12 protein-coding genes are annotated in these 12231 nt (G+C 40.7%); 5 read left to right on the forward strand and 7 right to left on the reverse strand.

Annotation, left to right across the window (positions count from 1 at the left end):
• Positions 1-192: 192 nt before the first annotated feature.
• The 6 genes from FPK91_RS11795 to lptM form a co-directional block, all read right to left on the reverse strand.
• Positions 193-912: an HAD-IA family hydrolase gene (locus tag FPK91_RS11795; protein ID WP_144211439.1), complete on the reverse strand. Its 720-nt coding sequence runs from the start codon at positions 910-912 to the stop codon at positions 193-195.
• Positions 912-1832, reverse strand: a complete 921-nt coding sequence (gene xerC / locus FPK91_RS11800; RefSeq protein WP_144211440.1) for a tyrosine recombinase XerC — start codon at positions 1830-1832, stop codon at positions 912-914. Before xerC ends, FPK91_RS11795 begins: the two co-directional genes overlap by 1 nt.
• Positions 1833-1885: 53 nt before the next feature.
• Positions 1886-2518 carry a DUF484 family protein gene (locus FPK91_RS11805; protein ID WP_144214369.1) on the reverse strand — a complete coding sequence of 211 codons (633 nt, stop codon included), beginning with the start codon at positions 2516-2518 and terminating at the stop codon, positions 1886-1888.
• 74 nt (positions 2519-2592) lie between these two features.
• Positions 2593-3420, reverse strand: coding sequence for a diaminopimelate epimerase (gene dapF / locus FPK91_RS11810; protein WP_144211441.1), 828 nt, complete (start codon positions 3418-3420; stop codon positions 2593-2595).
• 45 nt (positions 3421-3465) lie between these two features.
• Positions 3466-4710 carry a diaminopimelate decarboxylase gene (gene lysA / locus FPK91_RS11815; protein ID WP_144211442.1) on the reverse strand — a complete coding sequence of 415 codons (1245 nt, stop codon included), beginning with the start codon at positions 4708-4710 and terminating at the stop codon, positions 3466-3468.
• Positions 4711-4762: 52 nt separating this feature from the next.
• Positions 4763-4951, reverse strand: a complete 189-nt coding sequence (lptM, locus tag FPK91_RS11820) for an LPS translocon maturation chaperone LptM (protein WP_168926902.1) — start codon at positions 4949-4951, stop codon at positions 4763-4765.
• Positions 4952-5031: 80 nt separating this feature from the next.
• Here lptM and cyaY point away from each other — a divergent pair, with 80 nt between their 5' ends.
• Positions 5032-5361, forward strand: a complete 330-nt coding sequence (gene cyaY / locus FPK91_RS11825) for an iron donor protein CyaY (protein ID WP_144211444.1) — start codon at positions 5032-5034, stop codon at positions 5359-5361.
• 42 nt (positions 5362-5403) lie between these two features.
• On the opposite strand, the gene FPK91_RS11830 is transcribed toward cyaY, so the two are convergent.
• Positions 5404-7839: a class I adenylate cyclase gene (locus FPK91_RS11830; RefSeq protein ID WP_144211445.1), complete on the reverse strand. Its 2436-nt coding sequence runs from the start codon at positions 7837-7839 to the stop codon at positions 5404-5406.
• 247 nt (positions 7840-8086) lie between these two features.
• Between FPK91_RS11830 and hemC the strand changes: the two genes are divergently transcribed.
• From hemC to FPK91_RS11850, 4 genes are all read left to right on the forward strand, one after another.
• Positions 8087-9016, forward strand: coding sequence for a hydroxymethylbilane synthase (hemC, locus tag FPK91_RS11835; RefSeq protein ID WP_144211446.1), 930 nt, complete (start codon positions 8087-8089; stop codon positions 9014-9016).
• Between the two features lie 6 nt (positions 9017-9022).
• Positions 9023-9739 carry a uroporphyrinogen-III synthase gene (locus tag FPK91_RS11840; protein WP_144211447.1) on the forward strand — a complete coding sequence of 239 codons (717 nt, stop codon included), beginning with the start codon at positions 9023-9025 and terminating at the stop codon, positions 9737-9739.
• A gap of 135 nt (positions 9740-9874) precedes the next feature.
• Positions 9875-11059 carry a uroporphyrinogen-III C-methyltransferase gene (locus tag FPK91_RS11845; RefSeq protein ID WP_227006555.1) on the forward strand — a complete coding sequence of 395 codons (1185 nt, stop codon included), beginning with the start codon at positions 9875-9877 and terminating at the stop codon, positions 11057-11059.
• Positions 11056-12228, forward strand: a complete 1173-nt coding sequence (locus tag FPK91_RS11850; protein ID WP_144211448.1) for a heme biosynthesis HemY N-terminal domain-containing protein — start codon at positions 11056-11058, stop codon at positions 12226-12228. Before FPK91_RS11845 ends, FPK91_RS11850 begins: the two co-directional genes overlap by 4 nt.
• Positions 12229-12231 lie beyond the last annotated feature (3 nt).

Here is a 12231-nt window from a genome sequence, read left to right on the forward strand (position 1 = left end):
TGTAGATAAAACTTAGCCGTACGAATTACGACTTCATCGCGCCAGTTTAAGCTAAACCCCCCAAAAACACTATGGGGTTTCTTAGCAGAACAGATTCTCAGGATTTTAAATAGATAAAAACCACGATTACCGCACAATTTGTATTTATTTTTCTGCCTTTACATAACTGTAAAGTGGCAAGATTTTCTGTAATTAACGGTACTCGATTAACCGTAGAATATCTTGCAGTTGTTTAATTTCAATATGAGGTAATATTGATTTAGCCTGCTTATTTTCTTCTGTATGAAGATTTAGCCAAATACTCTGGCAGCCTGCTTTTCGCGCCCCTAACACATCACTAATGGCATGATCGCCAACGTGCAATAACTCTGATGGCGCAATGTCTAAATGCTGGCAACTCAAGTCAAATAAATCACTGTAAGGTTTCATTCTCACCCCATGACCTGGGTGAACCACAAAATCTAAGGCATTTTCTAATCCGATACGTGAAGAATTAACATTGCCGTTGGTAATACCGACAAGAGGGAAATGTTGAGCAAGCTTTTTAAGCAACTCAAGCACCTCGTCAGTAACCTTAAAGTTACTGCGGTTAAAGTTAAAACATTCCATACCAAGTTGGGCGCCGCGGGTGGCTTCAACTTCACAATAGCCCCATTTAAGTAAGCCTTGGCGTAACACTTCATAACGAGCGGCGCTGGTATCGTGCGCAAGCTCAGCGTGCTCAACTATTACATCTGACTTTAATAAGCGCCATTGGCTTATCCCCCAGTTTGCAGGCGCTGTAAAATTATCTTGCATAAACAGCGACAACTCTGACTCCGCTTTCATAATGTGCGGCATATTGTCATAGAGGGTGTCATCAAGATCAAAACTGATGGCTTTAAATGGTTTAAGTCTTAAATATTGTTTCATTATTTCCCCTTGGCTTTTTTTGCTCTAGGGTGAGCACCATCATACACTTTCGCTAAGTGCTGAAAATCAAGGCTGGTATAGATTTGGGTGGTGGATAAATTGGCATGGCCCAGTAGTTCTTGTACCGCTCTTAAATCTGCACTTGATTCAAGCATATGCGTTGCAAAGGAATGTCGCAATTTATGAGGATGAACTTTTGCAGATAATGCTTGTTCCTGGCCCCATTTATTCATTCGCAGTTGAATACTTCGATGAGAAAGTCGCTTGCCTTGTTGGCTAACAAATAATGCATCACCCGCTTCGCCTACTGCCATAGCAGATCTAGCTTCAAGCCAAACATTTAACGCATTGAGGGCCATTTTACCCACGGGCACAATCCGTTGTTTACTGCCTTTGCCCGTCACTTTCACTTCATGTTGTTGAAAATCGATATCATGAATATCTAAACTCGCCAGCTCAGCCAAACGCAATCCACTGGAATAAAACAATTCCATAATGGCTTTATCTCGCTTACCTAATGAATCACTGGTATCAATATCTAACAGGTGAGTGACCGCATCTAAATCCATATTTTTAGGCAGCGGCTTGGCTTGCTTGGGTGCATTCAGATTTTTGGCAGGGTTGGCTTTAATCACTTGCTCACGGACTAAAAACTCAAAGAATTGTTTTAAAGAAGATAAACATAAAGATAACGAGCGCGGGCTTAAACCTTGGCGGTGAAGTTTGGCGAGAACCGCTTGTAATTGATCACGATTGACCGCTAACCACTGCTGATCATGCGCAGTAATATCCTGACTATCAAAGATGATTTTACCTGCACGATTAATTTCGTACAGGTAATTTCGGACACTATATTTGGATAATTGTTTTTCAGAGGTAAGGTAGCGTTCAAATGAGGCTAACCAACTTAGCTGGCTCATAAACACATCCTCCAGTAAATCATGGTAAAAATATGAACGCGGGAACTTTTACACTAGAATTTTGGCAACATATGATCGATTAAATCTCGAATCTGTTCAAAAAACAAATGATCCATATCCGGATGAAAATGTGCGGCATCGGCTGAAGCTACACCAAATATCACTTGGCCATTTTCTTCTGACAATTTAGTGAGTGCGACAGAGCCGACTTCACTACCAAATAAACGCTTAGATTCTGCTTGCGTCAGGCGACCAAAATAATAGCCTTGCTGAATACGTTGACGCCAAATATTAGCCAGCTCACTATCAATATCATGCACGGTAATTAAACGTACATGGGTAAAGCCAAACTCTTGTTTAAGGCTTTCTGACACGGCCTGCCTTAATTGACCTAAATCTTCACATTTAAGTATTTTTAATGCTAATTCACGATTAAAACGAAAGATTTTCTCGTTCTCGGTGGCAATTTTCATTAAAGAGGTAATTTCTTCTTCAAGTTGCGTTACCCGTGTGCGCAGTATTTCTTGTCTGCGCTCAACCAGTGATATTGCACCGCGTTCAGTATGAGATACCCGCATTGCCAATAATAACTCAGGGAAACGATTAAAAAAGTCGGGGTTATCGAGTAAATACTCACGGATAAGCTGCTCATCTAAGGGAAAATTATCCATCGATAGCTCTGACATAGATAGTTCAGAGCCCAACTCTGCAGCAGCTTTTGCGTTATCCGCTAATATTTTTTTTGTATTGATTGCGTCATTCATAACTGGATTTGTCCATCAAATACATGTTCGGCAGGTCCTGTCATCGATAACGGTTTTCCTTCCCCTTCCCAATTAATAGTTAAGCTACCACCCGGTAAATCAACTTTAACTTGGTTATCTAATTTGTTTTGCAAAATACCGATAGCAACCGCTGCACAAGCACCAGTGCCACAGGCTAACGTTTCGCCAGCCCCGCGTTCGTAAACCCGAAGTTTAATATGACCACGATTAATCACTTGCATGAAGCCGACATTAACGCCTTTAGGAAAACGTTCATGACGCGTTAGCATGGTGCCAATTTCTTCGACCTCTGCGGTATCAACATCATCAACATCCAATACACAATGTGGATTGCCCATTGAAATTGCGCCACAAAGGAACGTTTGTTTAGGTGTTTGCAGTAAATAGGTTTTCTCGCAGCGTTTAGCACGAAAAGGAATTTTACTCGGTTCAGTAACCGGTACGCCCATATTAACCGTCACAGTGCCGTCACGTTCCAAGCGCAGAGTCATTTTTCCTGAACTAGTACTGACACGGATTTTGTATTTATTGACCAAGCCTTTATTACGCACAAAACGCGCAAAACAGCGCGCGCCATTGCCGCATTGCTCTACTTCACTACCATCAGCATTAAATATGCGGTAATGAAAATCTAAATCTGGGTCATACGGAGGCTCAACTAATAACAGTTGGTCAAAACCGATACCGAAGTTACGGTCGGCTAAACGGCGAATTTGATCAGGCGAAAAGAACACATTCTGTGTCACACCATCAACCACCATAAAATCATTACCCAGACCGTGCATCTTGGTGAATTGGATCAAAAGACTTTTCCCTTATCGAACAAAAACAAACGTAACCAAAAGCAATTAAGGCAGTATATGTTCACCTTGCCACAATTGCTCAAGCTTTTCACGCTCGCGAATCACTTGATTTTGATCTTTGTCGACCATAACCTCTGCCACTCGTGGACGAGAGTTGTAGTTTGATGCCATAACAAAACCATAGGCACCGCTTGAACGCACCGCCAATAAGTCACCAGCTTTAGCATTAAGCTGACGATTTTTACCTAAAAAGTCACCGGTTTCACACACTGGGCCAACTACGTCGTACTCAAAGGTTGGTGCAGTATTTTTGTTAACTTGGATAATATTTTGCCAAGCTGAATACAAAGCGGGACGAATAAGGTCATTCATTGCGCCATCAACAATTGCAAAACGCTTATCGCTGTTTTCTTTTAGTGATAAAACTTCAGTGACAAAAATACCTGCATTTGCAGCAATCGCGCGTCCAGGTTCAAAAATAAGTTTTAATGCTCTATCGCCCAAACGCTCTAATAGCGCTGCAGCATAGACATCTGGATGTGGCGGTGTTTCGTCATCATATGTGACGCCTAACCCTCCTCCAACATCAAAATGCTTAATCTCGATACCTTGAGTCGCTAGGCGGTCAATTAACGCTAGCATTCTGTCCATGGCATCTAAAAAAGGACGCATTTCAGTTAACTGTGAACCAATATGGCAATCGACACCTTTTACTTCTAAATGCGGTAAGGCATGTGCGCGAGCAAAAACATCTTCAGCTTCATCCATCGCGATACCAAATTTATTTTCTTTAAGGCCGGTAGAAATATAAGGATGCGTGCCAGCATCGACATCAGGATTAACACGTAATGACACAGGCGCCACTTTACCGAGTCGGCCAGCGACTTCATTAAGTTGCTCCAGCTCAGCACTTGATTCAACATTAAAACAGTAAATGCCAATGTTCAGTGCTTGTTCCATTTCAGCTGTTGTTTTACCTACACCAGAAAAAACCACTTTTTTAGGGTCACCGCCTGCAGTAATAACACGTGCGAGTTCGCCACCTGAAACGATATCAAAACCACTGCCTAAACGTGCTAATACGTTAAGCACGGCAAGATTTGAGTTTGCTTTAACGGCATAACAAATTAAATGCGGGTGCGTTGCTACGGCATTATCAAATGCATTCCAATGACGCTCGAGCGTCGCGCGTGAGTAAATATAAAGCGGCGTACCATGTTCACGAGCAAGTTGTTCTACAGAGCAACCTTCAGCAAATAACGAATCTTGTTGATAAATAAAATGGTCCAAAATCTAATTCCTTGTTAATTCTTCGGTAATACTTATTCAATAAAGGCGGCTATTAACCTAGCTCTTGAGGCAATTGTTGAGAACTTGGCTGAGGATTTTCTTGGTTTTCCTCAACAGCTGACTCTTGCGGTTTTCGCTCTTCCTGATTGGTTTCTGTGTCAGGTGTTTTATATAAAGCGCCTTTTTGTCCACAGCCAATAATGAATAGGCTAGCAAGCATTACCAATAAAAACAGTCTCATTTTTCTCAACATCTATGCATCTGGGGAGTTATAGCCTTATAATCGCATTCATAACCTAGAAAGCACAAGGATTGAAATGCATGGCTATGACAGATACAGAATTTCATCAATTAGCAGATGAGATGCTTGGTAAGATAGAAAATGCCATTGAAGTGGCTATTGATGAGCAAGATGCTGACGTTGACATCAACGCAAGTGGTAATGTTTTACAGCTTGAGTTTGAAGATGGTTCGCAAATTGTGATCAACAAACAAGAGCCTTTACATGAGTTATGGATTGCGACTCGCTTTGGCGGTTATCACTTTGCGATAGTTGACGGTGAGTGGTTTGACGAACGTAATGACAATATTTTCATGCCTTTTGTGATTGAGGCTATTAAAAAACAAAGTGGTATTTCACTCGCTATTTAATCGCGGTACGTGAATGGATTTTGTATTAAAATGGAATTGAGTTTAGAAATCTGAACTCAATTCATTTATTACCATTCCAAATGGCACCACATTCAACTCTCCGTCAATTCTCTCTAATTTAAAAAACTGCGGCATATTAAAATATTGCGGTGATGAACCTCGCTCGAATGCAAAGCTGTGACTTTCTTTTTCGACTAATTCTTGCATGGTTAAATCTTCATATTGTTGATGTTTTAGCTCGTTGGCTTCATCAATAATAAACACATCTAATGCATCAGAGCGTTGACGCAGAAAGTATTGTGTCGCACCTTTAGAAATATACAATTTAATCACACTGGGAATACTGCGGTAAGGATCAGCCTTAATAATTGCTGCAGGCGCATTAAGTTGTGGCTTTTTAAAACGCTCAATTTTAATGGGATTCACTTTAACGTCGTTATCACCTAAGACTTTATACACTAAACCCATAGGGCTAAAGTACAAACCATAACGCTGCTTACCCACTCTAATCGGGTGCATCAATCCTGATGATGTTTTGGCATCAAAACAAAATTTGACACATTGAGTAAAAATGCCCTGAACAGCATCATTGAGCTGTTTATTTAAACGCTCCGCACAGGCAATAACATCTATTTCTACCTGCTCAGGTTTACCTTTTAAACCAATAGCAACAAATGACAAGGCTTCTAGCAGCCCTTTGTCACCGTTGAACCGATGGCACTGCCACTCACCCCAGCTATTGAGGCAAACAATATCGATAGTAGACAGCATATTTTGCTGCTTTTTGCCCAATGAGAATACATCGCCATTCATGTAATCAATCATGATTTCTTGACCATGCCAATTTAACGTTGGATCATGATCAACATTGACCACCGCAATCACTTTTTTGTAGTAAAAAGGTTGGCATAATTCAGCTTGAGACACTTTGCTGGTCGCTGTCATTAGCGGACACAACTTAAGTGCTAAGTTAGTCAGCAGAGCTCTTCGGTGCTTTTTACAACCATATTCTTGCCATTGGGTATCTGGGGCCGAAATATCATTCATGGTTGCCCAGGCAACTAAAGCAGTGGGGGTATCCGCTTTAATTATCGCTGACTCACCTATGAGCTGACCAGATTTCAGCGGTTGCCGATATAAATAATATCGCGAGTCTTTGATACTGCGAATGATGGTCATATTTTTTTCAGCAATGGAGCGGCTCCAAAGCTTATTCAATGGTAATAATTGATGCTCATCTTCACTAAAATAGGTATGTAGTTTACGGGCAAGAATTCCCAATTCCTCCACCCTAAAACGGTCACTTAACGCTTGCTTTGAAGCAAAATCGAGTAAAGTGCGATAACTAATTAACAGCAATTCATTTAGTTGTTTGTTAAACCATTTTAGCTGCCCTGAGTGCCAGTGTTGGCTGTTATCTAATGTTTCTAATAAACTGTCAGGCCAACCCCATTGATTAACCAGCTGCTGCATTTTATCTCTACGCCAATCTTTACCAACGCATCGATTGGTTAAGTTAACACCGCATTTGAGATAGAAGCACCGTCTCACAATTTCGAGCCTGCGAGTATCTTGTTTTTTCAGTAAATAACCTTCGATACGTTGATACAAAATCAAGTAAGCATCATTAGATTCACTAAAATCACCTTGTAAACACTGTTGCCATATTTGCTGAGTGATAAAATGTGATTGTGGGTATTCTGCCGCATATGTTTCAAGCAGAAGCACTTTCAATAATGCTTTATGTGGCTTATTTAAGCCTTTGTATAATTGCCATAAAGAAGCACCAAAATATTCGGTAGCTGGCATGGATTGCACATCGCCGAGAAACAACACATTTTTGTCAGTATTAGAATCTGGCCACCATCCAATGGGCTTTCCTGAAAGACGAATATGGGAACGATAGAATTCTTCTAGTAATAACCAATGCTGCGTACTGCCACTGTGTTCTTCGCCTAAAGAGCTATAACAATTATCAAAAGCGCTGCACTCTCTAAATTGCAGCGGATGGACCAAATAAAAATTCACTTCAAAATCAAATAAGCTAAACCACTGCGTTAAGGCATCCGTTTTGCCACTAATCAGCTTTAAATCCGCATTACTTAAATTGGCTTTATAAACGAGCCAAACATCAACATCACTTTTAGGGTTTTGCCCGAAACTAGCAGTACTGCCCATGGAATAAACGCCTTCAAAAGCTGAAGGTTGCGAAGAAGAACTGTCGAAACTCGGTAGTTTTAGCTGCTTGCGCGCCAGCTCAATTGCTGATGTTTTCTGAAAATCTGCAATACCAAAAGGGGTTAGCGGAGATTGACCTCCAGGAAGTTGAACATGATGATGCTGAATCAAATAGGGAATAATATCGAAAAGTTGTTGTTGAACTGGCGACAATAGAGATTTGACTCGTTCATACCGAACAAGGTTTAGTTGATTAGCTATTTCGGCTGAGCGGCAAACTTTATTAATAAAGGCATCCATCCTTGTATTATTACCTCCCCCCCTAATTTCACTTTCAGGCTCATATAAAAGCAACGATAAATTAGAGTTCAATTAATTAGCAAAAACGTGATCATGTTATCACTTTTATTAATATACACAACAAAATGAGACTTGTGTCACAAAAATATTATGTACTTAGTTCAAACAATCACTATCGATTTGTTACATCTGCTTTCTGGCAATGTTAGCATTATTGCAATTAAGTCTATTGATGGAACTCTTTGGCATGTCTCAAAATGTTATTCGTATCGCTACACGTAAAAGTCCACTTGCAATGTGGCAAGCTGAATTCGTAAAAGCTGAGCTTGAACGTATTCATTCTGATTTAACGGTTGAGCTGTTACCAATGAGCACTAAAGGAGACGTGATTTTAGATACGCCTCTAGCTAAAGTGGGTGGTAAAGGTCTTTTTGTTAAAGAACTTGAAGTAGCCATGATGGAAGATCGTGCTGACATCGCCGTTCATTCAATGAAAGACGTACCAGTAGATTTCCCTGAAGGTCTGGGTTTACAGGTTATTTGTGAACGTGAAGATCCTCGTGATGCTTTCGTTTCAAATACGTATAAAACCATTGAAGAATTACCACAAGGTGCTGTTGTTGGTACTTCAAGTTTACGTCGTCAGTGTCAAATCCGTGCAGCCCGTCCAGATCTATTGATCAAAGACTTACGTGGTAACGTGGGTACACGTTTAGCTAAGTTAGATAGCGGCGATTACGATGCCATTATCCTTGCAGCAGCGGGTCTTATCCGTTTAAAACTTGATGAGCGCATTGCTAGTTTCATTTCAGCTGAAGATTCACTACCAGCAAATGGCCAAGGAGCTGTCGGCATTGAATGTCGTACTAACGATGAACGTGTTAAAGCTTTACTGGCCCCACTAGAGCATTTAGAAACCCGTTACCGTGTACTTGCAGAAAGAGCAATGAACACTCGTTTAGAAGGCGGTTGTCAGGTGCCAATTGGTGCATATGCTGAAATTGATGGCGATACATTGAACCTTCGCGGTTTAGTGGGTAACCCAGATGGCAGCCAAATCATTGAAGGTGAAGTCACCGGTTTAAAAACCAATGCAGTTGCTTTAGGTGAAGAGTTGGCTAATGACTTACTTAGCCGCGGTGCTAAAGTGATCTTAGACGCTGTTTACAACAAGTAAATATCGATGAAAGTCTTACTGTCGCGTCCTGAGGGACGCAATCAAGCTATGGCAGATAAGCTTCAAATGAAAGGAGTAGACTATATGGTCACTCCTTTACTTTCTGTGATTGCTACTCACAATAATATTAATCCTCACATTCTCTCCCAAGCCGATAGCATTATTTTCATTAGCACTAATGCGATAAAATTTGCAGCTACAGCACTCAATAATCAATTTCCAAATTGTCGATATTACGCTGTTGGTCAAGCCACTGCAGATGCCTTAGCACAATATGGTATTACTGCTGAAGTCGCCCCAGAAGAGAGTCAAGATAGTGAAGGTTTACTGTCGCTTACATCCTTAAAGGACATTGAAAAACAGCATATTGTAATTATAAGGGGTATTGGTGGCCGTGAAAAAATAGCACAACAATTGACCCTTAGATTAGCCAATGTTTCTTATTGGGAAGTCTACCAACGCACCAGCCCAAAGCTAGACCCCAAGACAGTTTGCGGTCAATGGCAGCAATTCGGAATCGATACAATTATCGTTACCAGTGGCGAAGTCTTAGAGAATCTAATTAAACTTGTTCCAAAAGAGTTATTTGCATGGTTGCTATCATGTCATATCATAGTACCTAGCAATCGAGTGGAGCAAAGAGCCAAAATAGCCGGATTTAATAACGTCACCAATGCAAATGGGGCGAATACTCAAGCTATTTTACAAGCGTTACCTTTTTAATCATTACCGTATAATTTTGTATTTGCGATAATGTTTAATCCTGCCAGACTTGTACCTTTGCCATATCGTGTTTTAGCTCGCATTAATTTTTAGGCGCACTAGTTTATTGTCACACTAGGCACTCAAGGACAGATAATGGAACACAACAAACAAGATCCTAATCAAGAAGTTCACTCTGACAATGACGTCATTGAATCGAAAACAATGAGTAAACCTAAATCAGAAGCACCCTCTTCTCAGTCTGATAAGAAACAGTCAGATTCAAAGGCCTCAGACACTCACCCAAAAAATAAAAGTTCTTGGTGGGTTCGACTGGGTATTTTACTTTGCCTTATCATCGCAATTGCTGGTATTGGCATTAGTTACCTACTGTATATGGAATTAGAAAGCCAAAAAGTAGCGCTACAAACCCAAAATCAGCAAACCAATGCCATTAGTGATGAAGTCACCAAAAGATTAGTTGCTCCAACGAGACGAATAGCCGAATTGGAAGTTCAGCAAAAAAATGACTCATTGGCATATCAAAAACAAAATCAACTGGCTAAATCCCATAAACAATTACAAGAGCGTGTGGCGACATTAGCCCAGCGTAGCCCTAATAATTGGATGGCTTCTGAAGCCGAATACCTGGTACGCATGGCTGGCAGAAAATTGTGGCTTGAAAATGACCCCAAAACCGCTGCCAGTTTACTGGCATCTGCAGATGACCGTATTGAAGCAATGAAAGATCCTTCATTGTTACCCATTCGACGTGCCCTAGCGAATGATTTAGCCCGAACAAATTCAATCAAGACGACCGATGTTGCAGGGACCATTTACGCTATTGACGGCCTATTACATCAATTAGATAATTTATCTCTTAATCGTGCAAAAGCACAGTCTGCAGCAGACTTATCAGAGCAAAATGTTATTTCTGATTCTTTAGATGATTGGCAAAGTAATCTCGCTAAAACCTGGCACTCTGTCACTGATGGTTTCATTACCATTCGTAAACGAACCACAGATCTTGAACCACTACTTGCCCCAGATCAGCAATGGTATTTGGTCGAAAATATCCGTAATAAATTGCTACAGGCACAGTTAGCATTATACCAACATGATGAAGTTAACTATCGCCAATCTATTGGTTTTGCTCGCACATGGGTGCAGCAATATTTCGATCTAGATAACGAGAAAACCCAAGAAGCCATAGCCGCATTAGATGCATTAATGACGTTATCGATTGAGCAAGTGACCTATCAAAAATTTGATTCAACACGCTTATTGCAACAACTCATTACTTATGGCGAGTTGGTTCCTGCAGAGGAACCACAGTTATGATTAAAATCCTCGCATATGTGATTATCATTTTAATCGGCTTTTGTATTAGCCCTTTCATTATAGGTAGCACAGGCTACGTTTATATTGCAGCTGGTGAATATCAAATAGAAACCAGCTTAGTATTTGGTTTACTCGGGTTAGTGTTATTTTATGCTGCGCTGCAATTGATTGAATGGGTAATTGTTTTCTTACTTAACATCGCGATTAATAGTCGATACCTGCCAGAACGCTGGCGTCGTCAAGCCGCTAAAAAACATACCTTACAAGGTGCACTGGCACTGGCAGAAGAAGATTGGCCTAGTGCAGAAAAGTCTATGGCTAAAGGTGCGGCACAAGGTGAGCTTCCTGCGCTCAATTTATTTGCAGCGGCTCGCGCTGCTCACCATCAAAAAAAGAGCGACGCAAGAGACCAATATTTATCAAAAGCTGCAGAAGACCCATTAGCTCAAACGGCAGTGAGAACCACAAAAACGCGCTATTTAATTCAACAAGGTCAGCTAGCCAAAGCTAGAACTGAGCTCGACTTACTTAACCCTACAAGCAAAAGCAAAGCGCCAGTTTTAAAGCTAGCTTTAGATTTATATCAGTTGCAACAGGATTGGCAGGCATTAAAAGTTCTACTCCCAGCAATAAAGAAACGTCAAATAGTCACTGATGACATGTTTATCACAATTGCGGAGCAGACCAATACAGCCCTACTAACAGCTGCAACTGAAACCAATGAGCAAGAGCTAGAAAAATGCTGGCATTGGCTAAGTAAAGCTGAACGTAATCAACCTTGCCTTATCGCTATTTATGCCCAAGGTTTGTGTCAGTATGAACGGAAAAAAGATGCATTAAAACTACTATCAAAAAGCTTAAAGGCTGATATCAGTAATGACATTTTAATCGCTTTACCGTTAATTATTGATGCCGATGATGGGGATATAAGAAAATTACTGCAGCGCTTTGAACAAACTCACGCTAGTGATGCGGCTTATCAAATATGTTTAGCTAAACTTGCCAATCAAAAACGTGATACTAAAGTTGTAAAAGAGCACTGGACAAAAGTATGTGACCTGGTACCAACCCGAGAACATTGGCTGGCATTAGCTCAATCACAAGAACAACTAGGTGAAAATACTGCAGCATTACAAAGTTATCGAAAAGCGGCAAATTGTACTGAATAACTC

Source organism: Shewanella donghaensis, from assembly GCF_007567505.1.
Taxonomy (GTDB): Bacteria; Pseudomonadota; Gammaproteobacteria; order Enterobacterales; family Shewanellaceae; genus Shewanella; species Shewanella donghaensis.